Origin of the sequence: Micromonospora coerulea (assembly GCF_016598485.1) — a bacterium.
GTDB classification, from domain to species: Bacteria; Actinomycetota; Actinomycetes; order Mycobacteriales; family Micromonosporaceae; genus Micromonospora; species Micromonospora coerulea.
In genome coordinates this window covers 324,857-350,512 of the sequence record NZ_JAEMUW010000001.1, presented here as the reverse complement: position 1 = coordinate 350,512, position 25,656 = coordinate 324,857, and the positions used below count along the sequence as shown (strand labels likewise).

Here is a 25,656-nt window from a genome sequence, read left to right as displayed (position 1 = left end):
CATGACGAATGCAGATGCCCGCGCACCGCGTACCGTTGTGCCCATCGAATCCTCCCTACTCATCGCCGAAGCCTTCGACCAGGCACAGGTGACCGAGCTGCGCCACTCGGTCACCTCCTGCGCGCACGCCGCGGGGCTCGGCGGCCAGCGGCTGGACGACTTCGTGCTGGCGGTCAACGAGCTGATCACCAACGCCGTACGGCACGGCGGTGGCCAGGGCTCCCTGCGGCTGTGGCGGCGGGCCGGTGAGGTGGTCTGCGAGGTCGCCGACCACGGCGGCGGCATCAGCGCGCGCCGGCTGGACGACCACAGCCGCCCGGCCCCGGACACGGCCGGCGGGTGGGGCCTCTGGCTGGCCCGGGAGCTCAGCGACAGGATGGAGGTCCAGACCGGCGAGGCCGGCACGACCGTCCGGATCAGCGCCGCCGTCGCCTCCCCCGAACACGCCGGCCGCCGCCCCACCGAGTAACGCCGACCGCCGGCCCCCTGGCACAGGCCGCCGGCTCAGGGCTCCGACCCGGACGACGCTCGGCCGGAGCGGGCGGGGCCCCGTCGGGCGGGTCAGCCGAAGAGGGCGCTGACCGACTCGCCGTTGTGGATCCGCCGCATCGCCTCGGCCAGCGCCGGCGCCACCGAGAGCACCTCCAGCTTCGGCACCCGCTTCTCCGCGGGGATCGGCACGGTGTTGGTGCAGACGATCTCCAGCACGCCCTCCTGGGCGCTGAGCCGGGCCAGCGCGCCGCTGGAGAAGAGGCCGTGGGTGCAGGCCAGCCGGATCGAGCGGGCCTGCCGCTCGCGCAGGTGGGACATCAGCTCGATCACCGTGCTGCCCTTGGCGATCTCGTCGTCCAGCACGATCACGTCCCGGTCCGTGACGTCACCGATCACCGTACTGATCTTGACCCGGTCATCGCTGAACCGCTGCTTCGCACCGGCCGCGACCGGGGTGCCGAGCATCCGGGCGAAGGCGGCCGCCTCCTTGGCGTTGCCCAGGTCCGGCGAGACCACCACGGCGTTGGTCAGGTCGTAGCGGCGGAAGTGGCCGGCCAGTTCGCGCAGCGCGTGCAGGTGGTCCACGGGGACGCTGAAGAAGCCGTGCACCTGCGGCGAGTGCAGGGTCATCGCCAGCACCCGGTCCGCGCCGGCGGAGGTGAGCAGGTCGGCGACGAGCCGCCCGCCGATGGAGATGCGTGGCGCGTCCTTCTTGTCCGAGCGGGCGTACGCGTAGTGCGGCAGCACCACGGTGATCCGCCCGGCGGACGCGCCCCGGGCCGCGTCGACCATCAACAGCAGCTCGACCAGGTGCTCCTGCACCGGCGGCGACAGCGGCTGGATCAGGAAGACGTCACGTTCCCGGCAGTTCGCCTGCAACTGCACCTCGAGGCAGTCGTTGGCGAACCGGGACACCCGGGCCGGGTGCAGCGGAACGCCGAGGTGGGCGCAGATCTCGGCGGCGAGTTCGGGGTGGGCGGTTCCGCTGAAGACGGCAATGTCACGCACGCCTGTTGATCGTACGGACCGGCGGAGGGAGGCGGGGCAGGCTCCCTCCGGGTACGGTGCTGCCGTGACCGGAGAGTTCGTCGCCGCCATCGATCAGGGCACCACCTCGTCGCGGTGCATCGTCTTCGACCGGGCCGGGGAGATCGTCTCCGTCGCCCAGCGGGAGCACCGGCAGATCTTTCCGCAGCCCGGCTGGGTCGAGCACGACGCCGAGGAGATCTGGGCGAACGTCCAGCAGGTCGTGCGGGAGGCGCTCGCGGCCGCCGGGACGGGGCCGGACGGGCTGGCCGCCGTCGGCATCACGAACCAGCGGGAGACCACCGTCGTCTGGGACCGGGCCACCGGTCGGCCGGTGGCCAACGCCGTCGTCTGGCAGGACACCCGCACCGGCCCGCTGCTGCGCGAGCTGGCCGAGGCGTACGACGAGGAGCGCCTGCGCGCCCGCACGGGCCTCACCCTGGCCACCTACTTCGCCGGCCCGAAGCTGCGCTGGCTGCTCGACCACGTCGACGGGCTGCGCGAGCGCGCCGAGCGCGGCGAGGTCCTGTTCGGCACGATGGACAGCTGGCTGATCTGGAAGCTGACCGGCCGGCACGTCACCGACGTGACCAACGCCAGCCGGACCATGCTGATGGATCTGGAGACCCTGGACTGGGACCCGGAGCTGCTGGACGCGCTGCGGGTGCCGGCGGCGATGCTGCCGGAGATCCGCTGCTCGGCCGAGGTCTACGGGACCGCCGGCGGGGTGCTCGCCGGGGTGCCGGTGGCCAGCGCGCTCGGCGACCAGCAGGCCGCCCTGTTCGGGCAGACCTGCTTCCAGCCCGGCGAGGCGAAGTGCACCTACGGCACCGGGAGCTTCCTGCTGCTCAACACCGGGGCCAGCCCGGTGCCCTCCCGGCACGGCCTGCTCACCACGGTGGCGTACCAGATCGACGGTCACCCTCCCGTGTACGCCCTGGAGGGCGCGATCGCGGTGACCGGTTCGCTGGTGCAGTGGCTGCGGGACAACCTGGGACTGATCTCCACCGCCCCGCAGGTCGAGGAGCTGGCCCGCACGGTCGACGACAACGGCGGCTGCTACGTGGTGCCGGCCTTCTCCGGGCTCTTCGCGCCGCACTGGCGCAGCGACGCCCGGGGCGTGATCGCCGGGCTGACCGGCTACATCACCAAGGGGCACCTGGCCCGGGCGGTGCTGGAGGCGTCCGCCTGGCAGACCTGCGAGGTGGTCGACGCGATGAACGCCGACTCCGACGTGGCGCTGCGCCGGCTGCGGGTGGACGGCGGGATGACCGGCAACGCGCTGCTGATGCAGTTCCTCGCCGACGTGCTGGACGTCCCGGTGGTCCGCTCCCGGATCACCGAGACCACCTGTCTCGGCGCGGCGTACGCGGCCGGCCTGGCGGTCGGCTTCTGGCCGGACCTGGCCACCCTGCGCGAGCAGTGGAGCTCCGACGCCCGGTGGACGCCGGCGATGGACCCGGCGCTGCGCGACCGGGAGCTGCGCAACTGGCGCAAGGCGGTGCAGCGCACCCTCGACTGGGTGGACTGACTACGCCCAGGTGTTGCCGGTCAGCTTCTCGTACACCTCGACGTAGCGGGCCCGGGTGGCCTCGACCACCTCGGCCGGCACCTCCGGCGCGGGCGACTGCTTGTCCCAGCCGCTGCTGGTGGCCCAGTCCCGGACGTACTGCTTGTCGTAGGAGAACTGGGCGCGGCCCGGCTGGTACGACTCTGCCGGCCAGAACCGGGACGAGTCGGAGGTGAGCACCTCGTCGGCGAGGACCAGGGTGCCGTCCGGCGCCCAGCCCAGCTCGATCTTGGTGTCGGCGACCAGGATGCCCCGGTCGGCCGCGATCTCGGCGCCGCGCCGGTAGACGTCGATGGTGATCTGCCGGAGCCGCTCGGCGACCTCCGCGCCGACCTTGTCGACGACCTGGTCGTAGGTGATCGGCTCGTCGTGCTCGCCCTTGGGCGCCTTGGTCGACGGGGTGAAGATCGGCTCGGGCAGGATCGACGCCTCCCCCAGGCCGCGGGGCAGCGGCACACCGGAGACCGCGCCGGTGCGCTGGTACTCGGCGAGGCCCCCGCCGGTCAGGTAGCCACGCGCCACGCACTCGACCGGCACCATGTCCAGCCGGCGGCAGCGGATCGCCCGACCGGCGAACTCCGCCGGCACGTCGGTGGCGGAGATGACGTGATTCGGCACCAGGTCGGTGAGTTGCTCGAACCACCACAGCGAGAGCGCGGTGAGCAGGCGACCCTTGTCCGGAATCGGGGTGGGCAGCGCCACGTCGTAGATCGAGATCCGGTCCGAGGCGACCAGGATCAGGTCGTCGCCGTCGGCGTAGACGTCCCGGACCTTGCCGGAGTGCAGAAGTTCCACGGCGCCTAGTACACCATGGGACCCTGGACCGCCCGGTGCCACCACCGGAGAGCCCCTGCCGTTGACACCTCCGCGTGGGGCCTGTGTAAATGGTCCGTCCGCAGCAGCCCGCCAGCGCCCCAGGAGTACCCGTGCGCGCCCAGCACCCCGCCCCGCCCCGTCCCGGTGTCGACCGGCGGCGGTTCCTCGGCGCGCTCGGCGGCCTGCCGCTGGTGGCCGGGGGCCTGGCCGGCTGCGACCCCGAGGAGCGGGCCCCGGTGGACGACGGGCCGATCGAGCTGTCGGTCTTCTGGTGGGGCGGCGCCCTGCGGGCCGAGGCCACCGAGAAGGCGCTGCGCCTCTACTCCCAGCAGAACCCCCGGGTCCGGTTCCGGGTGACCTGGCAGGGCCTCACCGGCTACTACGACCGGCTCGCCACCCAGGCCACCGGCGGCAACGTGCCGGACCTGTTCCAGATCGACGACACCGTCCTCGCCGAGTACGCGCAGCGCCAGATCGTCCTCGACCTCAGCCGTTACGTCGCCGACAAGCGCCTCGACCTGGCCGGCCTGCCCGCGGGTCTGGCCCGCTACGGCCAGGTCGACGACCGTACGGTGGCCGTCGCCGCCGCCCAGACCGGCGCCGCGCTGGTGTTCAACCGGGACCTGCTGCACCGCCTCGGGGTCCCGGAACCGCGCACCGGCATGCCCTGGCGGGAGTACGTCGAGTGGGCCGGCCGGGTCACCCGGGCCTCCGGCGGCCGGGTGGCCGGGACGATGGACCCCTCCGGGGACTACCGCGCGCTCTGGCTCTGGCTCCGGGGCCAGGGTGGCGAGCTGTACCAGGGCCGGCAGCTCGGCTTCGGCACCGCCGAACTGCTCGACTGGTTCGAGCTGTGGCAGGTGGCCCGGTCCCGCCGGGCCACCCCGAGCGCCGCGCTGGTGGAGCAGGCGGACACCCGCGACCTGAGCCGGCAGCTCGTGGTCACCGGGCACACCGCGGCGTCGTTCGCCTGGTCGCACCAGCTGCCGGAACTGCAGCGCTACACCGACGACGAGTTGGGCCTCGTCGGCCTGCCGGGCAGCCCGGCGGCCCAGTGGGCCCGCGCGTCCATGTACTGGTCCGCGTTCCGCGGCACCCGGCACCCCGGCGTGGTCGTCGACGTGCTCAACTTCCTCACCACCAACGTGGCGGCCGGGCGGATCCTCGGCGTCGAGCGGGGTCTGAACGCCAGCACGGCGGTGCGCCGGTTCGTCGCCGACGGCGTGACGGATCGGGCGCAGAAGCAGGTCGTCGCGTTCGGCACCGCCCTGGACGACCTGCTCGGGCCGGCTCCCGCGCCGCCGCCGAAGGGGCACGCCCGGGTCCGGGCCCTGCTCATCGCCGCCGCCGAGAGCGTGCGCTCCGGCCGCTCCGGCGCCCGCGCGGCCACCTCCCGGTTCATCGCCGAGGGCAACGCGGCCCTGGCCGAGTGACCGCTCCGTCGCGCGGGCGACACGTCTCCGGCCCGGACCCCGGACCGCCGGCCCGGCGCGGCCTCGACCGCCGCGCCGGGCTGGACCGGACCGGGTCAGCCCGGCGGGCGGCCACCCCGCCGGTTGCGCATCAGCCGCAGCACCAGCAGCACGATCGCCACGACCACCACCAGACAGCAGAGCAGGCCGAGGAAGCCGCCGCCGCCCCGGCGCCGCCGGGCGGCCTCCACCACCAGCTCACCGCTTCCCGTGGACGCCCAGGCCGCGACCGGTACGAACACCGAGAGCACGACCGCACCGAGGACCGCGCTGAGCCGGCCCCACCACTTGCTCCAAGCAGACATGTCCCCATCCTCGCCGAGGAGCGCAACCGGGGCACGGTGGACGCGACTACTCACCTGCCCGCGCGACGGCAGCGGCGGGACTCGCTCACCCGGCGGCCCCGGTCAGATCCGGCGCGGGCCGGTCCGCCCCGTCGACCTGGTCCAGCGAACGCAGCCCGGGGATCGGCGAGGGCAGCAGCCAGAGCACGCACATGGTCCCGCCGACCGCCGCGACCCAGAGCGTGGGGCGCAGGCCGAGCCAACTGCCGAGCGCGCCGCCGGTCAGCGCGCCCAGCGGCCGTACCCCGTAGTTCACCGCCGCGTACGCCCCGGCCACCCGGCTGCGCAGCCCGTCCCCGGTCAGCACCGACACCTGAGCGGCGGTGGCGTCGAGCACCAGTACCGCCAGGAGCGGGAAGGCCAGCTCGGAGATCCGGTCACCGAACTGCGAGATCGTGTGCGCGACGAAGAACGACCGGAAGCGGGGCTGCCGCAGCAGGTGGCGGCGCACCTCCCCCGCGCCGCTCACCGCTCTTCCGCCTCGGGCATCACGGCATGATCAGCACGTGCCGGACTGTCTCAGAACTGGCCCGGACACGCCCCCCGGCCCCGGGCGGGAAACGGCGAAGGGCCCCGGAGTTTCCTCCGGGGCCCTTCGTGACGAGTAGCGGGGACAGGATTTGAACCTGCGACCTCTGGGTTATGAGCCCAGCGAGCTACCGAGCTGCTCCACCCCGCGTCGACTCACAAAGCTTAGCGCACCTCCGGCACGGAGATCAGCCGGGTCCCCCGATCACGCCGGGCGGCCGGGAACGACCGGTGCGGACAAGCGGAACGGCCCCGAGGATCAGATCCTCGGGGCCGTTCCGGTGTGGTAGCGGGGACAGGATTTGAACCTGCGACCTCTGGGTTATGAGCCCAGCGAGCTACCGAGCTGCTCCACCCCGCGTCGGTATGACAACCGTAGCCTACCGACCCCCCGGCCCGCAAAACGAGCCCGGACCCGCACCCCAACCAGCGCCGGATGGCCGCCACCGCCCGCCGGCTGCCCGCGTCCACCTGGGCACGAGGGCCCACGATCCCGCCTCCCGTTGATCCCCCGCCCGGTTGACGGGCGAGCGGCCCGGCGGGTTGCGGTCCGGACGACCTCAGCCCGCCACCGCCGGCGGAGACCGGCGATGACGGGCTGAGATGGGTGCTGCGGGCGACGGTCAGCCGTTCGGCGAGGCGGACGGTGACACCGGCGGGGACGCCGACGGGCTGCCGCTCGGCGCCGGGGACGCCGACGGGTTGGCCGCCGACTGCGCCTGCTGGAACGCCGTGATCGCCTCGTCCAGCGCCTTCAGGGCCCGCCCGTACCGCTCGAAGTCGCCGGACGCCTGCGCGGCCTTGACCTCGGTGATGGCGGACTGCACCTTCGCGGCGGCGTCGGCCAGCGCGCCCGTGAGCGCGGGCGGGTTCGTCGGCCCAGGGGCCGGCGGCGGGGTTCCGCCGCTCGGCGGCGGAGCGCCCTGGCCCGCCCGCTTGCCCTGCTCGACGAGCTGTTTGATGCCGTCGCTGAGATTGTTCGCCAGCACCACGTACGAACCGCCGTCACCGTAGGACAGCAGCACCTTCTGCAGCAGCGGGAACGCGTCCTGCTGGTTGCTCTTCACGTAGACCGGCTCGACGTACAGCATCCCGTCGGCGAACGGCAGCGAGAGCAGGTTGCCGTACTGCACCTGGGCCTGGTTGGAGGAGAGCAGGTTGAGCTGCTGCCGGATGTCGCCGTTGTTGGTCATCTGCTGGTGCACCTGGACCGGGCCGCCCGTCCGGGTCTGGTCGGGCAGCTCCAGCACCTCCAGCCGCGGCTGCCCGTCCACGTACGACCCGGAGATCAGCGCGGCGAGGTTCTGCCGGCCGTTCGGGGTGACCGCCGAGGTGAGCTGGAAGCGCGGTCCCTCCTGCCCGGGGAACTCGGTGAACAGGTAGTACGGCGGCTGCTTCTGCCCGCTGTCCGGCGCGTCCGGCACGTTCGGCACCTGCCAGAAGTCCTGGCCGGAGTAGAAGTCGCCGGGGTCGGTGACGTGGAACTTGGTGAGCAGGTTGCGCTGCACCTTGAACAGGTCGGCCGGGTAGCGGAAGTGCTCGGCCAGCTCGGCCGGGATCGCCGACTTCGGTAGCACCAGGTCCCCGCCGAAGGCCTTGTTCCACGCCTTCAGCACCGGGTCGGTGTCGTCGAACTGGTACAGCCGGACGGTGCCGTCGTACGCGTCGACGGTGGCCTTCACCGAGTTGCGCATGTAGTTGACGTTCTCCCGGGCCAGCTGGAAGGTGCCCCGGTTGGTCAGCTCGTCGGTGGTCTCGGCCTGGAGGTTGATCCGCTCGGCGTACGGGTAGGTCGCCGCCGTGGTGTAGCCGTCGATGATCCACTGGACCCGGCCGTTCACCACCGCCGGGTACGGGTCACCGTCCAGGGTGAGGAACGGGGCGACCTTCTCCACCCGGTCGCGCGGGTTGCGCACGTAGAGCAGCTTCGAGTTGTCGTTGACCGCCTCGGAGAGCAGGAAGTTCGACTCCTGCTCCTTGATGGAGTAGAGCAACCGGCGGGTGAACGACCCGATCTTGACGCCGCCCTCACCGGTGTAGGTGTAGTACTGCTCCCCGCCGGTCGACGTCGGCCGGTCGAACTCCACGTTGCGGTCCCCGGTCTTTCCGACGATCGCGTAGTCGTCGGCCTTGATCCGCTCGCCGTAGTAGATCCGCGGCTGCTGCGCCGGGATCTGCTCGGTCTGCGAGGCGCACCCCTGCGCCGCCTTGTCCGAATCGCCGAGGAAGCCGGAGACGAAGTACGGCGTGCCATTGCCGCAGATCTGGTTGGCCGGCGCGGCGACCAGCCCGTACCCGTGGGTGTAGACGGTGTGCCGGTTGATCCAGTTGTTCTGCTGGGTCGTCAGCTCGTCATAGTTGATCTCCCGGACGCCGACCACGTAGTCGGAGGTCTTGCCGCTGACCGCGTACCGGTCGATGTCCAGCTTCGGGCCGAAGTCGTAGAAGCCGCGCACCTGCTGGAGCTGGGTGTACGTCTCGGAGACCAGCTGCGGGTCGAGCAGCCGGACGTTCGACACCACCGAGGTGTCGGTGGCCAGGCTGGGCGGCGGGGTCAGGTTGCTCGCCGCGTATCCGGCGGTCTTCGCCGCGCCCAGCCCGTACGCGGCGCGGGTCGCCTCGATGCTGCGCGAGATGTACGGCGCCTCCTTGTCCCGGGCGCTCGGCTTCACCTCGAAGGTCTGCACGGCCCACGGGTAGATGCCGCCGATCGCCACGGCGGAGACGCCGAGCAGGGCCAGCGCGATGCCCGGCCAGACCAGGTTCCGCATCACCGCGTTGGAGAACACGATGATCGCGATGGCCACCACGATGGAGATGTAGGCGAGGATCTCCTTCGCCGGCAGCAGCGCGTTGACGTCGGCGTAGCCGGCACCGTAGAGCTTCGCGCCCTCGTTGTACTCCAGCAGCATCGCCCGCCGGTCCAGCACGTACGCGATGGCCTTGAGCAGGACGAAGATGGCGACCAGGGTGCTCAGGTGGGCCCGGGCGCCGTTGGTCATCCGGTCCCCGACGCCCTGCAACCGGACCCCGCCGAAGATGTAGTGCACGGCCAGCGCGCCGAGCAGGGCCAGCACCACCGCGGTGAAGCCGACGCCCAGCAGGTACCGCAGGAACGGTAGCTGGAAGACGTAGAACCCGACGTCGACGCCGAACTCCGGGTCCTTCACGCCGAAGTCCCCGCCGTTGCGGAAGAGCAGCCACTGGCCCCACCGGCTCTGGGCGGACAGCCCGGCGAAGAGGCCGATCACCGCGGCGACCACGGCGATCCAGGTGCCGAGCCGGGGGCTCAGCAGCATCCGGTACCGCTCCAGGGTGGCCTGCTCCATGGAGTGCGGCCGCATCCTGGGCCGGAGCCGGTGGGCCAACCAGAGGTTGACCGCGATGACGGCGGCCATGCCGAGCCCGACCAGCAGGAACAGCAGCAGCCGGGTGGCGAGCACCCCGGTGAAGACCTGGGTGTAGCGGACCTCGTCGAACCAGAGCCAGTCGGTCCAGGCGTTGACCCCCCATCCGAGCAGGGTGAAGAGCACGAACACCCCGATCAGGACCCCGATGGTGACGCGTCCGCGCCGGCTCATCCTCGGCAGGGGGCTGCTACGCATGACCACTGTTGGCTCCGCACGCTCGATGTGATCGGCCTCGACCAGGCACCCAGAGTACGGGGTGTTCCTGACCAGGTCGGGTCAAGGTCACGTCACGATCGTCGGGCGGTCCGGTGAGCCGCGGATCAGCAGCGGGTCGGCTGCCCTCCGGCGCGCAGCGTCTCCAGGGCCGTCAACGCGTCGTCCAGCGACGCCACCCGGAGCAGCGGCAGGTCCGGCTGCGGGTTGCGGACCGCCTCGGCGCAGTTGTCGGCCGGCACCAGGAAGACCTTCGCGCCCGCCTCCTTGGCGCCGACCAGCTTCTGGGGAATGCCACCGATCGGGCCGACCCGGCCCTCGTCGTCGATGGTGCCGGTGCCGGCGATGACCTTCCCGCCGGTCAGGTCGGCCGGTTGCAGCTTGTCGACGATGCCCAGGGCGAACATCAGCCCGGCGCTCGGCCCGCCGATGTCGCCCAGGTCGATCTTGAGGGTGAACGGGTGCGGCTGCTGCTGGTCGATCTCGATCCCGATCCGCGGCCGGCCGTCCTGCTCCCGGCTGGTCACGGTGGCGGTGTCGGCGACGCCCGCTCGGGTGTAACCGATCTTCAGCGCGGTGCCGGCCGGCTTGGACCGGATCAGCTCGGTGAGCTTGCCGGCGCTGGTCACCTGCCGGCCGTCGACCGAGGTGAGCACGTCGCCGGCCTTGAGCACGTCGGCCGACGGACCGCCGGCGGTGACCGCCTTCACCAGCACCTGGGTCGGGTAGCCCAGCTCGCGCAGCGCCGCGGTCTCCGCGCTGGTCTGCGAGTTCTGGAAGTCCTCGGCGTTGCGCTTCTCGACCTCCTCCTGCGACTCGCCCGGCGGGTAGACCAGCTCGCGCGGCACCACCGCCTCGTCGGAGGAGAACCAGCCGGCCAGCGCCGAGCGGAGCTTGACCGTCGGCTGCACGCCGACCGTGGTGAGTCGCAGTTGCCCGGCGGAGGTGGACGTCGCCCGCCCGGTGACCTGGATGACCTCCTTGCCGTCCGAGGTGCCGAGGGTGTTGACCGTCGGGCCGGGCCCCAGCACCACGTACGGGATGGGCACGGTCAGCACGCCGACGCTGAGCAGGGCGGTGAGCAGGGCACCGAGAAGGACGGTCACGCCGCGACGTCTCATGGGCCAGAGCGTACCGATCGGCCGGGCGGCGTCCGGCGCGGTGACCGCGGGACTTCGCCCTCAGCGCAACGCCAGCGGCGGCGACCTGGGGCGGGGCACGCGTACCGTAGATGTCGTGCCTGATATTCCGTTCGGATTCGCGCTCCCGGGTGGGCAACCACCAGACCCCAACGATCCCGCGCAGATGCAGCAGTTCATGTCGCAGTTGCAGCACCTGCTCTCGGCGCCGGGCAGCGGGCCGGTGAACTGGGACCTCGCCCGGCAGGTGGCCGCCAGCCAGCTCGCCGCCGCGGGCGACCCGGCGGTCTCGCCGTTCGAGCGCAACGCGGTGGAGGAGTCGCTGCGCATCGCCGACCTCTGGCTGGAGCCGGCCACCTCGTGGCCCACCGGCATCCGGACGTCGGTCGCCTGGAACCGCAACGAGTGGATCTTCAAGACCCTCGACGTGTGGCGCAAGCTGTGCGACCCGGTGGCCAGCCGGATGGTCGGCGCGATGGGCGACCTGGTGCCGCCGGAGGCCCGGGCCCAGCTCGGCCCGATGCAGTCGATGGTCGCCACGCTGGGCGGGGCCCTCTTCGGCGGCCAGCTCGGCCAGGCGCTCGGCTCACTCGCCGCCGAGGTGCTCTCGGCCGGCGACATCGGCCTGCCGCTCGGCCCGGCCGGCACGGCCGCGCTCGTCCCGGCCAACATCCGGGCGTACGGCGAGGGCCTGGAGCTGCCCGAGGACGAGGTACGCCTCTACGTCGCCCTGCGCGAGGCGGCCCACCAGCGGCTCTTCCAGCACGTCCCGTGGCTGCGCGGGCACGTCCTCGCCGCCGTGGAGAACTACGCGGCGGGCATCCGGGTCAACCGGGAGGCGATCGAGGAGGCGATGGGCCGGGTCGACCCGACCGACCCGGAGTCGATGCAGGCGATCGCCCTGGAGGGGATCTTCACCCCGGAGGACACCCCGGCGCAGAAGGCCTCCCTGGCCCGTCTCGAGACGGTGCTGGCGTTGGTCGAGGGCTGGGTCTGCCACGTGGTGGACAGCGCCGCCGGCGAGCGGCTGCCCAACGTCGTCCGCCTCGGCGAGGCGTTCCGGCGCCGCCGGGCCGCCGGCGGGCCGGCCGAGCAGACCTTCGCCGCCCTGGTCGGCCTGGAGCTGCGGCCGCGCCGGCTGCGCGAGGCGTCCGTGCTCTGGGCGGCGCTCACCGAGCACCGGGGCATCGCCGGCCGGGACGCGGTCTGGGGCCACCCGGACCTGCTTCCCTCGGACGACGACTTCGCCGACCCGGTGGCCTTCGCCGCCGGCGGGCTCGACCTCGACGACGAGCTGGCCTCCTTCGACTTCAGCGCGCCCGGTGGCCCGCAGGAGAAGGCGCCGGGCGGGGACACCCCGCCCCGCTCCGACGAGGGCGACGACACCGACAAGTCCTGACCGCCGGCCGGGTGCTCCCACCGCGTGGGGGCACCCGGCGCCGGCGGGGGCATCCGTCGCAGGGGCCGTCGGGGTCCGGCCGGCGTCCGAGCGCGTGCCGGGCCGTCGCGAACGGCAGGTCAGGCGGGGTGGCCGGAGAGCAGGGCGCGGGTTGCCTCCCAACCCTCGAACGCCGGGTCGAGCGTGGCCAGGTCGGCCGGCCCGCGTAGCCGTCGCCAGCCGGCGGTCACCGCGACGTCGCCCGGGCGCGGCGCGCCGGCCCTCACGTCCGCGGGTACGGCCGTGTCCAGGTCCACCGGCGGCAACCACTCCGGCGCGGGTAGCCGCGCCGCGACCCCGAGCAGCCCGGGCCCGGTGCCCTCGACCGGGGCGACCGCGACCGGCCGACTGGTGAGCGGGCGCAGCAGCTTGCCGAGGGTCAGGCCGGGTACGTCGGGCGCGTCGGCGGCCACCACGGCGGCCTGGTCGTACCCCGTCCCTTCGTCGGCGGCCAGCGCGGCGAACACCGCGTTGACGGTCGGCGCCGGCACCTCGTACACGGCCATGTCGGGCCAGACCACCGCGTCGGCCAGCCCCCGGTCGCCCGGCGTCACCGCGACCGCGGTCTCCACCTCGTTCAGCGTGGCGAGCAGGTCCACCACGTCCTCGGCGAGGGCGGTGCGCCACCGGGTCGGGTCGATGCCCGGCGGCGTCCAGACCACCGGGCCGAGCAACGCCACCACCACGCGTCGGGCCACGCCCCGACCCTAGCCCGGCCCTCCACTCCCCGCCCGACCGCGCCCGCCGGGCCAGACGGAGTGGTTCAGTCGGAGAGCGGGACGCCGGAGGCGGCCGCGACGCCCTCCAGGTAGCCGCGAGCGCGTTCGGCCCTCGGGTAGCGGCCGACCAGGCCCCAGAACCGGGCGTTGTGGCTGGGCACGATCAGGTGTACCAGCTCGTGCAGGAGCACGTAGTCGATCACCCAGTCCGGCATGTCCTGGATGCGGTGGGAGATGCGGATGGTCCGGTCGACCGGGGTGCAGGAGCCCCAGCGGCCGTTCTGGTTGGTGACCCAGCGGACGCTGGCCGCGGCGGTCTCGGCGCGCTGGTCGGGAAGGTAGAGGTCGACCAGCCGGGCGGCCCGGGCGAGCAGCTCCGCGTCGGAGCGGGCCAACCGCCCCTCGCGGGCGGCGAGCCGGGCCAACATCCGGTCGACCCACTCGCTCTCCTCGGCGCGGGAGAACTGGTCCGGGATCAGCACCACGACGCGCTCACCGTCGCGGTACGCGGACACCGTGCGTCGCCGGCGCTGACTGCGCCGTACCTCGACGACGGGCTTCCGCGTCCCGGCCATCATCGGTCCGCGCAGCCTCGGATGACTGTCACGAAGGAAAGCTAATGCGTACTGACCAGGGGTCCGCAAGAGTCAACACGGCGACACGCGCCCGGAAAATGGTGGTTGGTCGCCAGGCGTCCTGAAAAATTTCTTTGCGGGGGTCGTCCGGGAGCCTCCGGTCACCCTTCGTGGTGGCCGAGTGCGGGGCCGGGGCGCATCACCGCCGGTCCCGCCCACGTTAGGTGATCAGCCGGTGAAGCGCCGCGCGAGGGCCGCCAGAAGGGGGATCTGTGGGCATTCACCCGGCGTGTCCCCGCCAAACTGACTTATCCGACGTAATTCGGCATGCACACTCTCGACGTCGACTTCCTCACAGTGTCGATGCACATCTGACATGGAACTGCCCGTACCTGGGTAGGGTCCGCCAACCAGCGGTCATGAGCGTGGCCGCGGAGAACGACCCAGCGCCGGCGCCCGCCGTGGCCCGCCGCCGGGAACCCGCTGGGACGGCGTGTCCGGCGGACGAGACGAGGAGGCTACCGTGGCCGAGCAGGCCCAGACCTACAACGGTTACTGCGTCAAGTGCAAGGAGAAGCGGGACTTCGAGGGGCACATCGAGGTTTCGAAGACCGGCATGAACATGGCCAAGGGCAAGTGCCCGGTGTGCGGGACAACAGTGAACCGCATTCTCGGCAAGGCGAAGGTCTGACCCGTACGGGTTCCGGGGGAGGGGTGGCCGACGGCCACCCCTCCCCCGTTTCGCGTCCCGGTGGAGAAGCAACTGTCGGCTGGCCGACACGGCTACCCGCCGGTTGTGGACAACCGGCCTTTCGCTGTGGACAACCCTGGGCAGCGGCCGGCGCACCTGTGGACAACGATCGACGGAGGGCACGGACCCGGTCACCATGCGTGTCATGACCGTCCCGCCCCTACCCCGTCCCACCCTGTTGCCCGGGCTGACCCGCCTCTGGCGGGACCGGCACACCCTGCAGCTCGGGGTGGAGCCGGGCCGAGCCGTCCTGGTGGAGGTGGCCAACCCCCGCGCCGCCCGGCTGCTCGACCTGTTGGACGGCACCCGCAGCGAACGCGACGTGCTCGCGTACGCGACGACGGCGGACGTGCCGCCCGACGAGGCTCGCGTCCTGCTCGACACGCTGCACGCCGCCGGGCTGGTCGTACCGGCGCACACCCTGCTTCCCCGCGACCTCGCCGGGCCGGCCCGGGCCCGGCTCACCGCGGAGGCCGGGGCGCTGGCCCTGGCCGCGCCCGGGCTGCCCGGCACGCCCGCGCAGGTGCTGCGCCGCCGGCGGAACGCGCGGGTGCTGGTCACCGGCGGCGGCCGGCTCGGCGGCGCTCACCGTCGCGCTGGCCCAGGCCGGCGTCGGCCACCTGGATCCCGACCTGGCGGGCCCGGTCCGCCCGCTCGACCTGGTCGGCACCGGTCTGACCGCGGCGGAGGTGGGCCGGCCGCTGGCCGCGGCGCTCCGGGACCAGTTGGCGCGCTCCGCGCCCGGCACCGAGACCGGGCCCCTGCGGCGGGGCCGGATCGACCTGGTCGTCCAGCTCGGCCCGGACCGGCCCGCCGCCGTGCTCGCCGCTCGGTACGCCCAGCGCCGCCAGCCCCACCTGCTGCTCGGCCTGCGCGGCGGGGTGCCGGTGGTCGGCCCGCTCGTCCGGCCGCCGGTCGGTCCCTGCCTGAACTGCCTCGACCGCCATCGGGTCGAGCGGGATCCGGACTGGCCGGCGCTCGCCGCCCAACTCGCCGCCGACGACGCCGACCAGACCTGCGCCGCGACCACCCTGCTCGCGGCGGTGGCGTACGCGGCGGCGGAGGTGCTGGCCCACCTCGACGGCGGCACCCCGGAGACGCTCGGCTGCGCGGTCGAGGTTGGTGGGGCCGGCCGGTTCCGCCGCCGGGTCTGGTCCCCGCACCCGTCCTGCGGGTGCTCGGGGAGCCGCCGAATCCGGTCACGGCCTCCCCGCACCGGTCCCGCGGGTGCCCGGGCGGCGGTCGAATCCGGTCCGCGCGTCCGCACAGTCGTCCCGAGGATGCCCGGAAGGCCGCGGGATCCGGTTCGAGCCGACCGGCTCCCGGCTTCGTAGCAGCAGCGGGCCCCCCGAGTCGGTAACAATGACCGGGTGACCGACATCCCGCGCCGGGCCGTGTCCCGGACCGCCAAGCTCGCCGCCCTGCCGCTCGGCTTCGCCGGCCGGACCGTCCTCGGGATGGGCAAGCGGGTCACCGGGCTCGCGTCCGACGTCATCTCCGCGGAGATCCAGCAGCGCACCGCGGAGCAGCTGTTCAGCGTGCTGGGCCAGCTCAAGGGCGGGGCGATGAAGTTCGGTCAGGCGCTGTCGGTCTTCGAGGCGGCCCTGCCGGAGGAGATCGCCGCGCCCTACCGGCAGGCGCTCACCAAGCTCCAGGAGGCCGCCCCGCCGCTGCCCGCGGCGACCGTGCACAAGGTGCTCGCCGAGCAACTCGGCCCGGACTGGCGGGACCGCTTCGTGGAGTTCGACGACACCCCCGCCGCGGCGGCCAGCATCGGCCAGGTCCACCGCGCGGTCTGGCGGGATCCCGGGTACGGACCGGCCGGCGGCCCGAAGCACCGGGACGTCGCGGTGAAGATCCAGTACCCGGGTGCCGGGGACGCCCTGCTCGCCGACCTCAAGCAGCTCTCCCGGCTGGGTGGGATGTTCCGGGCGATCCAGCCCGGGCTGGACGTCAAGCCGCTCCTGGTGGAGCTGCGCGAGCGGATCACCGAGGAGCTGGACTACGAGCTAGAGGCCGAATCGCAGCGCGCCTTCGCGACGGCGTACGCGGACGACCCGGAGATCTTCATCCCCGAGGTGCTCGACTCCTCGCCCCGGGTACTGATCACCGAGTGGATCGAAGGGACGCCGCTCTCGGCGATCATCCGCGAGGGCACCGAGGAGCAACGCGACGAGGCGGGTCGGCTCATGGCCGTCCTGCACCTGTCGGCCCCGATGCGGGCCGGACTGCTGCACGCCGACCCGCACCCGGGCAACTTCCGGCTGCTGCCGGACGGCCGGCTCGGCGTGATCGACTTCGGCGCGGTGGCCCGGATGCCCGGCGGCACCCCCGAGCCGATCGGCCGGATCGCCGCGCTGGCGCTCCGGGGCGACGCGGAAGCGGTGGTGGCCGGCCTGCGCGAGGAGGGCTTCGTCAGCCCCACCGAGTCGATCGATGCCGAGGCGGTGCTCGACTTCCTCCGTCCGATGCTGGAGCCCATCGCCGCCGAGGAGTTCCGGTTCACCCGGGCCTGGCTGCGGGGCGAGGCGACCCGGTTGGCCAGCCCTCGATCGCCCACCTTCCAGCTCAGCCGGCAGCTCAACCTGCCGCCGTCGTACCTGATGATCCACCGCGTGACGCTCGGCTCGATCGGGGTGCTCTGCCAGTTGGAGGCGAAGGCGCCGTACCGGGCGATCCTGGAGCGCTGGCTGCCCGGTTTCGCCCCGGTCGCCTGACCGGGAGACGCCGCGGGGCGGTGGCCGGAGTTCCGGCCACCGCCCCCGCGTATCCGAACGGACTAGAGAACGCCCAGGTCGCGAGCCGACTGGTTGCGGCTGCTCATCGCGACGGTACGGGCGGAACGGGTTGCCTCAGTGCTCGTGGTGGTGCGACCGGCCTGAGGCCGGGGCATTCGGGCCCGGGACAACGCTTCGTGGAGTAGTTGCATTTCGACGGCTCCAGTGGGTACGTACAGCAGCATCTGATTCATCTCTCTGACAACCGGCTGACAACCGGCTTTCGGCCGGCCTGGGTACGGATCGGGTGCATTGTCAGGCTGCCAGCCGGACCGTGTTCCGCGAGTCGGACAGCCCACTGGCCGCCAGTCGCGCCTCGGCCTCGACCCGCAGTGCGGCGTCACGGGCGAGGTCCTCCTTGCGCGGACGGCCACGGGGCCGCTTACGCGGGACGACCGCGCCACGCTCGAAGATCTCGCCGCCCCAGACGCCCCAGGGCTCGGCCCGCTCCACCGCACCGGCGAGGCACTCGACGCGCAGCGGGCAGTCCCCGCAGAGCGACTTGGCCAGCTCGAGCTCGGCAGGCGAGTCGGAGAACCACAGGTCGGGGTCGAACTTCCGGCAGGGCAGGTTCGCCTCCACCTCGACGCTCACGTCGAGTGGGGCCAACGCCAGACTCATGCCCGGTCACCTCTCTCTCACTTCGATCTCGTGGATCGCAATTCCGACGTACTTCGGCGGGGCAAAAAACTGAGGCCGCGGATCCCGGTGTACGGGTTCCGCGGCCTCGAGGTGAGCCGGTGGTCTGTGATCAGACCGGTCTACCTCGAGGTGGAACGCCGCGGACATCCATGCGCTTCTTGGCGCCATCGATGCCCTTGCCCGTGAAGCCACTGGTCCCCTGGATCCGGATTCCGGTGGGCGCGACGGTCAGGGTCAGCTCGGCCTGAACCTGGACCTGGTGCACCTGCGGAACCGACGGTCGCGCAGCGCCAAGGGCCACCCGGACGGCCGAGTGCGGAGCGCAGGCAGCTGGCATCGCCGCCAGACGCTCATAGGTGAAGATCTCCACGGGTGCCACCTCCCTCACGTTCCTCGTACCGACCATGGACCCAACCCCCGTGAGCAGCCGAAATAGCGCCGCTCGCGAGGTGTGTCCTGAGGCTATTCCTCGCCCCGGGGCGAGGGCAAACGAATTTACGACTCGATTTTGAAAGTTTTCTCCGGGCAGACATCGTCGACCGCCGCGCCCCCTACGAGGGCGAGCACGGTCTCGCCGTAAAGGCCCAGCTTGCGGGGACCGATGCCGGCGATCGCGATCAGCTCCTCGACCCGGCCCGGCTGCCGCTCGGCCAGCGCGGTCAGCGTGGCGTCGGTGAAGACCACGTACGCCGGGACCTTCTGCGCGCCGGCCACCCGCCGCCGCCACTCGTGCAGCCGCTGGTAGAGCTCCTCGTCGATGTCCGACGGGCAGGTCGGGCAGCGGCCCAGCTTGCGGTCCGCCCCGGCGAGCAGGGTCGCGCCGCAGATCCGGCAGGAGACGACCTGGGTCCGCCGCCGCTCGGTCCGCCGGGCCGCGCCGGTGCCGGCCCGCTCGGCGCCACCCGAGCGGTCGAGCTGCGGCAGGAAGCGGGACGGCCGCCGGGCCCGGCCGCCGGGCGAGCGTGCCGTGGCGTACGACAGCCAGAGCCACTCCCGGGCCCGGGTGATCCCGACGTAGAGCAGCCGCCGCTCCTCCTCGACCTGCTCGGGGGTCTTCGCGTACGTGGTGGGCAGGGTGCCCTCGGCGAGGCCGACCAGGAAGACCGCGTCCCACTCCAGGCCCTTGGCGGAGTGCAGCGAGGCCAGGGTTACCCCGTCGACGGTGGGCACGTGCTGCTGGGCGGCCCGGCGGGCCAGTTCGTCGTTGAAGTCGCTCAACGTCACCGGCCGCTCCACCGCGGCGGCCTCGCCGACCGGCAGCACCTCCGGCGTCGCGGCGTACTCCTCGGCGAGTTGGACCAGGGCGGCGAGCGCCTCCCAGCGTTCCCGGGCGGCGCCGCCGGCCGGTGCCGCGTCCGGCGCCCAGCCGACCGCGGCGAGACCCTCCGTCACGGCGACCGGCAGCGGGGTCTCCCCCGGGATCGAGCGGGTGGCGGCGCGCAGCGCGACCATCGCCTGACGTACCTCGGTCCGCTCGAAGAAGCGCTCGGCGCCCTGCACCACGTACGGCACCTCGGCCTCGGTGAGCGCCTTCTCGTACGCCTCCGACTGGGCGTTGGTGCGGAACAGCACGGCGATCTCCCGGGCCGGGGTACCGCCGTCGACCAGCGCCCGGCAGCGGGCCGCGACCGCCGACGCCTCGGCCGGCTCGTCGGTGAAGATCCGCAGCTCCGGCTCGGGGCCGGGCGGACGCTGCCCGACCAGTTCCAGCCGGAGCCGGGCCTCGGCCCCCCGGGCCTGCGAGATCACCGCGTTGGCCAGGCCGACCACCTGCGGGGTGGAGCGGTAGTCGCGGACCAGCCGGACCACGGTCGCGCCCCGGTGCTGGCGCGGGAAGTCGACCAGGTACGACGAGGTGGCCCCGGTGAACGAGTAGATGGTCTGGCTGGCGTCGCCGACCACGGTGAGGTCGTCCCGGCCGCCGAGCCAGGCCGCCAGCAGCCGCTGCTGGAGCGGGTTGACGTCCTGGTACTCGTCGACGACGAAGTGCCGGTACTGGCCGCGTACCTGCTCGGCGACGTCCGGATGCTCCTCGATCCCCCACACCGCGGCGCGCAGCATGTCCTCGAAGTCGATCACGCCGTTGCCGCGCTTGAGCCTCTCGTACGCGGCGAAGACCTCGGCCACCTTGGCCGGCTCGTGCGGGGTGTCCCGCAGCGCCTTGGCCGCGGCGACCACGTACTCCCCCGGCTCGATCAGGGACGACTTGGCCCACTCGATCTCGCCGGCGAGGTCCCGGGCGGCGGCCCGGTCGGTGCGCAGGCCCACCTTGGCGGCGGCCAGGGTGACCACCCGCACCTTGCTGTCCAGCAGCTCCGGCATGGCCCGCCCGGCCAGCAGGCGGGGGGCGAAGTAACGCACCTGGCGCAGCGCCGCGGCGTGGAAGGTGCGCGCCTGCACGCCGGCCACGCCGAGCGCGGTGAGCCGGGCCCGCATCTCGGCGGCGGCCCGGGCGGTGAAGGTGACCGCCAGCACGTGCCGGGCCGAGATCTCCCCGGTGAGCGCGCGGTGGGCGATCCGGGAGGTCACCGCGCGGGTTTTGCCCGTGCCGGCACCGGCCAGGATGCAGACCGGCCCGGCCGGGGCGGTCACCGCGGACCGCTGCTCCGGGTCGAGGCCGGCCAGCACCCGCTCCGCCGCTGAGTGAACCACCACAGCCAGGAATCATTCCAGCCGTCGGCGATGTTGCAGCGATTAGCCTGGCCTGATCTGACCGGGCCCGAGCCATCCCTTGGAGGACCTGACCATGCTGACGATGTATTCGACCTCGTGGTGCGGCTACTGCCACCGGCTGAAGTCGCAGCTCGACCGGGAGGGCATCGGGTACGAGGTGGTCGACATCGAGCAGGACCCGACGGCCGCGGAGTTCGTGATGAAGGTCAACGGCGGCAACCAGACCGTCCCGACCCTGCGCTTCGCCGATGGCAGCGCCCTCACCAACCCCTCGATCATCCAGGTCAAGCAGCACCTCGCCGGCCTGAACGTCTGACCCCAGCACCCCAGCACCCCCTCACGAAAAGAGCGGCCGCCCCTCCGGGGGCCGGCCGCTCTTTTCGTCTCCTGAGAGCGGGGTCTGTCGGGAGGCGGGGGGACGGGATGCGGGCGGCACGCGGGGGTGCGGGTGGGCGTGCGCTGGCCCGGGTGGGGCCGGGGGGTGGGGTCAGGCGGCGGCCGTGCCAGAGGTAGCCGCCGGCGGAAGTCGGGGCGGCGCGGGACGGTGCGCATGGGGTTCCCTCCGGCCGGGCGGCGCCCGGGCGGGCGCGTCGGGGCGGTGCCGCCGGGACGCCGTCGTCGGGCGGCCGGCACCTCTCCACGGTGCTCTTTTTGTCGCGAGACACGCCCTCGCCGGAACCTCCGGCACCGTTCACGCCGTCCATACTGACCGTGGGGGGCGAATTTCATACAGTTACCGTCGCCTCCTGCGGCGGTCGACGGAGAAGAGGACATCGTGCCTCCTGCCGTACCGAGCCCGATCCTGCGCCGGCGCAGGCTCGGCACCGAGCTGCGCCGGTTGCGCGAGGCGGCTGGTCTCACCGGGGACCAGGTCATCGAGCGGATCGGCTGGGCCTCCGCGTCCAAGTTGTCCCGCCTGGAGAACGGCCGCAGCCGACCGGACCCGGACGACGTCCGGGACCTGCTCGTCCTCTACGAGGCCGACGACGAGCTGCACGAGGAGTTGCTGGGAATCACGCTGGAGGCCGGCGACATGCGTGGTTGGCTGCGCAACTTCCCGGTGATGACCCAGCAGCAGCGCGGCTTCGCCGAGCTGGAGGCGGGCTGCGCGGAGATCTTCGAGTACAACCCGGTGATGGTGCCCGGGCTGTTGCAGACCCCGGGCTACGCCCGGCACCGGATCATCTCCGCGGCCCAGGTCGCCGAGGAGGCCGGCGACCCGGAGACCGGCGACGACCCGGAGACCGAGGTACGCGCCCGACAGTCCCGGCAGTCGCTGCTGACCCGCTCCCCCGACGCGCCGCGCTACACCGCCGTCCTGGAGGACGCCGCCCTCGGCCGGCGGGCCGGCCCGCCCGAGGTGCTGCACGAGCAGATCGTCCACCTCTGCGAGCTGGCCATGCTGCCGAACGTGACGCTGCACCTGCTGCTGCGGGACACCCGGATCGCCGACTGGTACCTGCCGCCGACCGCCTTCTCGGTCTACCGGTTCGCCGATCCGCTCGACCCGGAGACGCTCGCCATAGAAGGTGGCTTCACCGACGTCATGTCAACCGAGCCAAACGCCCTAAATCGCTATAAAGTGGCGTTCGAGTGGCTATGCTCGGCGGCGCTCTCCGCATCGGACACCCTCTCCTGGCTCATCGAGGCGACGGGACGGCTGACCGAAACGGCTCCCGAGTCCACAGTGGCGTCCAGCCCGGCAACGGCGCCGGTCCAGCGCCGCCGGGGCACGGGGCGCCTGACGACGGACCGGTGACACCCCACGAGGGGCCGGGCCCGTCCGGCCTGCGGCGCCACTCGCCCCCATCGGAGCACTCCAGAGCAGGAGCAGGACCATGAACGAGATCCGCAACAGCCCCGCCGGGCTCGCCCAGCAGCTCGCCGGCGCGCCGTGGCGCACCAGCAGCCGCAGCCAGACCTCCAACTGCGTCGAGGTCGCCCCGCTGCGGACCGGGCCCGCCGCCGTCGCGCTGCGCGACAGCAAGGACCGGGGTGGCCCGGTGCTGCTGTTCAACCGGGCCGGCTGGCTGGGCTTCATCGCCGGCGCGAAAAACGGGCAGTTCGATCTGAACTGATCCGGCGAGGACCCGGGGGCCGTCGGCTGAGGCCGGCGGCCCCTCTCGCGTGTCCACCCCCGACAACCGTCCTGAGCAGGGGTTCCCCGATCGGTCTACGCGCTCCGCGGATCGTCGGGTTTCACTTGCTGGGACGACCGCCGGGCGTAACATGACGAGAGAGTGACGTGAAAGTTCCAGCGCGTACTCGTCCGTCGCGATCCGTCCGGGGGACACCCATGCGGTTCCTTATCGTTCGCACCGACATCCGCACCGCCGCCGACATCGACATCGCGGCCGCCTGGGCCGACGGTGGCCGGCTGCGGGACGAGACGACCACGCCGGAACCCCGCCGCCAGGTCGTACACGCCGAGGACCGGGACGCCGCGCTGCTGCTGGCCCGGGCCCTCGCCACGGTCGGCGCGGTCCGCTCCGGCCGGCAACGGGTCAAGGTACTGCCCATCTCCGAGCCAGACCCCGGGCACGCGTACCGATGGGGCCGCACCTGATCCGTCCCGGACGTCCGTCGTGGTCGGACCGGCTCCCCCGCCGCGTTCCTTGCCCCAGCCGACCACGACGGCCCGTGTTCCCGGCCCGTGACCGTCGCGGCAACGACGGTCCGGGCCGGGCGCACGTCCAGTCCACCCCGCTCGCCGCCCTTCGTGGGCCGCTGACCCCGCGCCGCCGCGGGGCTTGCGGGCGGACGGTCAGCAGTGGCCGTCGAGCCAGCGGTGGATCAGGAAGAGCGCGATCGACGAGGGCGGCGGGAGCACCAGCCGGGTGCCCTCGCCCGCGTCGACCTGACGCCCGGCCAGTGCGGCGCCGATCTCACGCCGGGTGAACCAGCGGGCGTGGGCGATCTCCGCCGGGTCGACCCGGACGGGGTCGTCGGCGTCGGCGCGGGCCAGGAAGCCGAGCATCAGCGAGCCGGGGAACGGCCAGGACTGGCTCCCCGCGTACGCGATCTCCTCGACCCCGACGCCGACCTCCTCGCGGACCTCGCGCAGCACGGCGGCCTCGGCCGACTCCCCCGGCTCGACGTAGCCGGCGAGGCAGGAGAACCGCCGCTGGCCCGGGGTGCTCGGCCAGGTGGCGTTGTTGCCGAGCAGGCAGCGCCCCTCCGGCCCGTCCACCCCGTCGTGCACCAGCACGATCATCGCCGGGTCGGTACGCGGCCAGGCCCGGTCACCGTCCGGGTCGACCCGCGACCAGCCGGCCTCGTCCACCTCCGTGGGGTGGCCGGTGGCCGACGAGTAGCCGTGCCGTAGGTGCCAGTTCAGCAGCGCCAGCGCGGTGGTGAAGATGCCGGCGTCCCGGTCGAGGAGGAGGTGACCCACCTCGCGCAGGTTGACCGCCCGGGCGCCCGGCACGGCCGGCAGCGGACCGTCCACCGCGAAAACCGGCACGCCGTCCGGCTCGACGCCGAGGAACATCGGCACCGACCGGGGCACCTCGGGCAGCGCGCCGGAGTCGAGCAGCACCAGCTCCGGCGGGGCACCCTCGCCGCGGACCAGGGCGCGGCCGCCGTCGGCCGAGTCCAGCACCAGCACCCGGGCCCGCTCCCACGCCTCGGCGAGCCAGCCCGGATCGGTACGCCGGTGCGCCGCCCGGTCCAGCGTGGACCGGGCCAACGGTGGGGCGGCCTCACCGGTCACGCCGGCTCCGTCCGCACCGGGGTCAGCGCCGACAGCGGCCCGGCGACCCGCTCGGCGTCGCCCAGCACCACGATGACCGCCTTCGCCGGGGCCAGGTAGCGGGCCGCCACCTCGGCGACGTCGTCGACGGTGGCCTTCGCCAGCCGGGCGGCGTGCTCGGCGAGGAAGTCCAGGCGCAGCCCGTTGCCGGCGTACGCGCTGGTCAGCGAGGCGAGCCCGGCCTGGGTGGACATGCCGAGCTGGAGCGTGCCGAGGGCGTACTGGCGGGCCTGCTCCAGCTCCTCCGGCTTCACCCGCAGCGACGCCAACCGGCCCAGCTCGTACGTCGTCTCCAGCAGCGCCGGGGCGGTGACCTCGGTGGCCACCTCGGCGGCGGCGACCAGCACCGACCCGGCCACCGAGTGCTCGACCAGCGAGTGCGGGCCGTAGGTGTAGCCCTTGTCCTCGCGGATGTTCTCCACCCAGCGGGAGGAGAAGTAGCCACCGAAGACCAGGTTGGCCAGTTGCAGGGCGGCGTGGTCGGGGTGGGTGCGCGGGATCGCCGGCAGCGCGATCCGCAGCGACGACTGCACCGAGCCGGGCCGGTCGACCAGCAGCAGCGGGCCGGGCTCCAGCGGCGGCGCGGGCGGCAGCTCGGCGGTGTGCCCGTCGCCGTTCCAGCCGGCGAGCACCCGCTCGGCGGCGTCCAGCGCGCGCTCGGGCTGCATGTCGCCGACCAGCACCAGCACCGCGCCGGCCGGATGCACCCGCTCGGCGTGCAGCGTACGCAGGACCGGCGGGCGGACCGCCCGGACCTGGCCGGGCTCCGGGGTCTGGATCGCGTACGGGTGCTTGCCGTAGATCCGCTTGAGCAGCGCGGTGCGGGCCAGGTGCGCCGGCTGGCTCTGCGCCACCTGGATCCGGTCGACCAGCCGGTCCCGCTCGGTCTCGACCCAGTCGCCCGGGTAGGTGGCCCCGGTCAGCACGTCGGCGAGGATCTCCAGCATCCGGTCCAGCCCGGTGACCAGGCCGGCGCCGGAGAGCATCAGCCGGTCCGGGTCGACCCCGGCGGAGAGCCCGCCGCCAACCTTCTGCAGCTCGGCGGCGATCTGGGTGGCGGTGTGGGTCTCGGTGCCGGAGAGGATGGTCTCCGCGAGCATCGCGCCACGGGCCAGGTGGGTCCGCCCGAACGGCATCCAGAGCCGTAGCTCGACCAGGGGCACCGCCGGCCGGCGTACGGCGATCACGGTGAGCCCGTTGGCGAGGGTGCGCTCGGCCTGCTTCGGCAGCTTCAGCTTGCGGTTGGGGCCGAGCGGCGGCAGCGGCCGCGTCCCGGTCTCCACGGTGGCCGTCACTGACCCTCCTCCGTTCGCGACTGCG

At 73.1% G+C, this 25,656-nt stretch carries 23 protein-coding genes, 2 tRNA genes and 1 pseudogene; 11 read left to right on the top strand and 15 right to left on the bottom strand.

Annotated features, from left to right (window positions below):
• Window position 1: 1 nt before the first annotated feature.
• On the top strand, window positions 2–469 hold the full coding sequence (locus I8N68_RS01720) for an ATP-binding protein (protein WP_200206689.1): 468 nt from the start codon (window positions 2–4) through the stop codon (window positions 467–469).
• Window positions 470–561: 92 nt separating this feature from the next.
• Here I8N68_RS01720 and I8N68_RS01715 read toward each other — a convergent pair whose 3' ends face one another.
• Window positions 562–1,500 carry a ribose-phosphate diphosphokinase gene (locus I8N68_RS01715; protein ID WP_200206687.1) on the bottom strand — a complete coding sequence of 313 codons (939 nt, stop codon included), beginning with the start codon at window positions 1,498–1,500 and terminating at the stop codon, window positions 562–564.
• A gap of 64 nt (window positions 1,501–1,564) precedes the next feature.
• Between I8N68_RS01715 and glpK the strand changes: the two genes are divergently transcribed.
• Window positions 1,565–3,049, top strand: coding sequence for a glycerol kinase GlpK (glpK, locus tag I8N68_RS01710; protein ID WP_200206685.1), 1,485 nt, complete (start codon window positions 1,565–1,567; stop codon window positions 3,047–3,049).
• Here the strand turns inward: glpK and I8N68_RS01705 are convergent, their stop codons facing one another.
• Window positions 3,050–3,883: a phosphoribosylaminoimidazolesuccinocarboxamide synthase gene (locus I8N68_RS01705; RefSeq protein ID WP_200206678.1), complete on the bottom strand. Its 834-nt coding sequence runs from the start codon at window positions 3,881–3,883 to the stop codon at window positions 3,050–3,052.
• Window positions 3,884–4,014: 131 nt separating this feature from the next.
• Here I8N68_RS01705 and I8N68_RS01700 point away from each other — a divergent pair, with 131 nt between their 5' ends.
• Window positions 4,015–5,337, top strand: coding sequence for an ABC transporter substrate-binding protein (locus I8N68_RS01700; RefSeq protein ID WP_200206677.1), 1,323 nt, complete (start codon window positions 4,015–4,017; stop codon window positions 5,335–5,337).
• A 95-nt stretch (window positions 5,338–5,432) separates the two neighbouring features.
• Here I8N68_RS01700 and I8N68_RS01695 read toward each other — a convergent pair whose 3' ends face one another.
• From I8N68_RS01695 to I8N68_RS01670, 6 genes are all read right to left on the bottom strand, one after another.
• Window positions 5,433–5,681 carry a hypothetical protein gene (locus I8N68_RS01695; RefSeq protein ID WP_200206673.1) on the bottom strand — a complete coding sequence of 83 codons (249 nt, stop codon included), beginning with the start codon at window positions 5,679–5,681 and terminating at the stop codon, window positions 5,433–5,435.
• An 85-nt stretch (window positions 5,682–5,766) separates the two neighbouring features.
• Window positions 5,767–6,189, bottom strand: a complete 423-nt coding sequence (locus I8N68_RS01690) for a hypothetical protein (RefSeq protein WP_200206672.1) — start codon at window positions 6,187–6,189, stop codon at window positions 5,767–5,769.
• Between the two features lie 136 nt (window positions 6,190–6,325).
• Window positions 6,326–6,399: transfer RNA gene (locus I8N68_RS01685), tRNA-Met, on the bottom strand.
• Between the two features lie 133 nt (window positions 6,400–6,532).
• A tRNA-Met gene (locus I8N68_RS01680) sits at window positions 6,533–6,609 on the bottom strand.
• Window positions 6,610–6,871: 262 nt separating this feature from the next.
• The gene (locus I8N68_RS01675) at window positions 6,872–9,853 is read right to left on the bottom strand and encodes a UPF0182 family membrane protein (protein WP_200206671.1); all 2,982 of its coding nucleotides are present in this window, start codon (window positions 9,851–9,853) and stop codon (window positions 6,872–6,874) included.
• A gap of 125 nt (window positions 9,854–9,978) precedes the next feature.
• Window positions 9,979–10,992: a YlbL family protein gene (locus I8N68_RS01670; protein WP_200206670.1), complete on the bottom strand. Its 1,014-nt coding sequence runs from the start codon at window positions 10,990–10,992 to the stop codon at window positions 9,979–9,981.
• Window positions 10,993–11,176: 184 nt separating this feature from the next.
• Here I8N68_RS01670 and I8N68_RS01665 point away from each other — a divergent pair, with 184 nt between their 5' ends.
• On the top strand, window positions 11,177–12,409 hold the full coding sequence (locus tag I8N68_RS01665; protein WP_200206669.1) for a zinc-dependent metalloprotease: 1,233 nt from the start codon (window positions 11,177–11,179) through the stop codon (window positions 12,407–12,409).
• A 119-nt stretch (window positions 12,410–12,528) separates the two neighbouring features.
• Here I8N68_RS01665 and I8N68_RS01660 read toward each other — a convergent pair whose 3' ends face one another.
• A complete protein-coding gene (locus I8N68_RS01660) occupies window positions 12,529–13,146 on the bottom strand; it encodes a hypothetical protein (protein WP_200206668.1) in 618 nt (205 codons plus the stop codon).
• A gap of 65 nt (window positions 13,147–13,211) precedes the next feature.
• Window positions 13,212–13,742 (bottom strand): M48 metallopeptidase family protein, encoded by a 531-nt coding sequence (locus I8N68_RS01655; RefSeq protein ID WP_200206666.1) that lies wholly within the window; start codon window positions 13,740–13,742, stop codon window positions 13,212–13,214.
• 523 nt (window positions 13,743–14,265) lie between these two features.
• Between I8N68_RS01655 and I8N68_RS01650 the strand changes: the two genes are divergently transcribed.
• From I8N68_RS01650 to I8N68_RS01640, 3 genes and pseudogenes are all read left to right on the top strand, one after another.
• Window positions 14,266–14,433 (top strand): DUF5679 domain-containing protein, encoded by a 168-nt coding sequence (locus I8N68_RS01650; RefSeq protein ID WP_200206664.1) that lies wholly within the window; start codon window positions 14,266–14,268, stop codon window positions 14,431–14,433.
• Between the two features lie 205 nt (window positions 14,434–14,638).
• Window positions 14,639–15,710, top strand: a pseudogene (locus I8N68_RS01645) (hypothetical protein); the annotation flags it as partial.
• 153 nt (window positions 15,711–15,863) lie between these two features.
• Window positions 15,864–17,210, top strand: a complete 1,347-nt coding sequence (locus tag I8N68_RS01640; protein ID WP_200206662.1) for an ABC1 kinase family protein — start codon at window positions 15,864–15,866, stop codon at window positions 17,208–17,210.
• 315 nt (window positions 17,211–17,525) lie between these two features.
• On the opposite strand, the gene I8N68_RS01635 is transcribed toward I8N68_RS01640, so the two are convergent.
• The 3 genes from I8N68_RS01635 to I8N68_RS01625 form a co-directional block, all read right to left on the bottom strand.
• Window positions 17,526–17,891 (bottom strand): WhiB family transcriptional regulator, encoded by a 366-nt coding sequence (locus I8N68_RS01635; protein WP_200206659.1) that lies wholly within the window; start codon window positions 17,889–17,891, stop codon window positions 17,526–17,528.
• A gap of 130 nt (window positions 17,892–18,021) precedes the next feature.
• Window positions 18,022–18,249: a hypothetical protein gene (locus I8N68_RS01630; RefSeq protein ID WP_200206967.1), complete on the bottom strand. Its 228-nt coding sequence runs from the start codon at window positions 18,247–18,249 to the stop codon at window positions 18,022–18,024.
• 158 nt (window positions 18,250–18,407) lie between these two features.
• The gene (locus I8N68_RS01625; RefSeq protein WP_200206657.1) at window positions 18,408–20,567 is read right to left on the bottom strand and encodes an ATP-dependent DNA helicase UvrD2; all 2,160 of its coding nucleotides are present in this window, start codon (window positions 20,565–20,567) and stop codon (window positions 18,408–18,410) included.
• Between the two features lie 91 nt (window positions 20,568–20,658).
• Here I8N68_RS01625 and I8N68_RS01620 point away from each other — a divergent pair, with 91 nt between their 5' ends.
• The 4 genes from I8N68_RS01620 to I8N68_RS01605 all read left to right on the top strand — a co-directional run bounded on the left by I8N68_RS01620 (window position 20,659) and on the right by I8N68_RS01605 (window position 23,151).
• Window positions 20,659–20,901, top strand: coding sequence for a mycoredoxin (locus tag I8N68_RS01620; RefSeq protein WP_200206654.1), 243 nt, complete (start codon window positions 20,659–20,661; stop codon window positions 20,899–20,901).
• Window positions 20,902–21,360: 459 nt separating this feature from the next.
• Complete coding sequence (locus I8N68_RS01615; protein ID WP_200206653.1) at window positions 21,361–22,344, top strand: helix-turn-helix domain-containing protein; 984 nt, start codon at window positions 21,361–21,363, stop codon at window positions 22,342–22,344.
• 79 nt (window positions 22,345–22,423) lie between these two features.
• On the top strand, window positions 22,424–22,663 hold the full coding sequence (locus tag I8N68_RS01610; RefSeq protein WP_200206652.1) for a DUF397 domain-containing protein: 240 nt from the start codon (window positions 22,424–22,426) through the stop codon (window positions 22,661–22,663).
• 218 nt (window positions 22,664–22,881) lie between these two features.
• The gene (locus I8N68_RS01605; protein ID WP_200206651.1) at window positions 22,882–23,151 is read left to right on the top strand and encodes a hypothetical protein; all 270 of its coding nucleotides are present in this window, start codon (window positions 22,882–22,884) and stop codon (window positions 23,149–23,151) included.
• Window positions 23,152–23,349: 198 nt separating this feature from the next.
• On the opposite strand, the gene nudC is transcribed toward I8N68_RS01605, so the two are convergent.
• A complete protein-coding gene (nudC, locus tag I8N68_RS01600; protein ID WP_200206650.1) occupies window positions 23,350–24,297 on the bottom strand; it encodes an NAD(+) diphosphatase in 948 nt (315 codons plus the stop codon).
• Window positions 24,294–25,631 carry a M16 family metallopeptidase gene (locus tag I8N68_RS01595; RefSeq protein WP_200206649.1) on the bottom strand — a complete coding sequence of 446 codons (1,338 nt, stop codon included), beginning with the start codon at window positions 25,629–25,631 and terminating at the stop codon, window positions 24,294–24,296. The genes nudC and I8N68_RS01595 overlap by 4 nt, the downstream gene beginning before the upstream one ends.
• Window positions 25,632–25,656 lie beyond the last annotated feature (25 nt).

Excerpts from the sequence above, each read along its gene's own strand:
- I8N68_RS01635 (WP_200206659.1), bottom strand. The coding sequence starts at position 17,891 with ATGAGTCTGGCGTTGGCCCCACTCGACGTGAGCGTCGAGGTGGAGGCG.
- I8N68_RS01675 (WP_200206671.1), bottom strand. The coding sequence starts at position 9,853 with ATGCGTAGCAGCCCCCTGCCGAGGATGAGCCGGCGCGGACGCGTCACC.
- I8N68_RS01665 (WP_200206669.1), top strand. The coding sequence starts at position 11,177 with ATGCAGCAGTTCATGTCGCAGTTGCAGCACCTGCTCTCGGCGCCGGGC.
- I8N68_RS01695 (WP_200206673.1), bottom strand. The coding sequence starts at position 5,681 with ATGTCTGCTTGGAGCAAGTGGTGGGGCCGGCTCAGCGCGGTCCTCGGT.
- I8N68_RS01605 (WP_200206651.1), top strand. The coding sequence starts at position 22,882 with ATGCGGTTCCTTATCGTTCGCACCGACATCCGCACCGCCGCCGACATC.
- I8N68_RS01610 (WP_200206652.1), top strand. The coding sequence starts at position 22,424 with ATGAACGAGATCCGCAACAGCCCCGCCGGGCTCGCCCAGCAGCTCGCC.
- I8N68_RS01655 (WP_200206666.1), bottom strand. The coding sequence starts at position 13,742 with ATGGCCGGGACGCGGAAGCCCGTCGTCGAGGTACGGCGCAGTCAGCGC.
- I8N68_RS01720 (WP_200206689.1), top strand. The coding sequence starts at position 2 with ATGACGAATGCAGATGCCCGCGCACCGCGTACCGTTGTGCCCATCGAA.
- I8N68_RS01670 (WP_200206670.1), bottom strand. The coding sequence starts at position 10,992 with ATGAGACGTCGCGGCGTGACCGTCCTTCTCGGTGCCCTGCTCACCGCC.
- I8N68_RS01630 (WP_200206967.1), bottom strand. The coding sequence starts at position 18,249 with ATGCCAGCTGCCTGCGCTCCGCACTCGGCCGTCCGGGTGGCCCTTGGC.
- I8N68_RS01620 (WP_200206654.1), top strand. The coding sequence starts at position 20,659 with ATGCTGACGATGTATTCGACCTCGTGGTGCGGCTACTGCCACCGGCTG.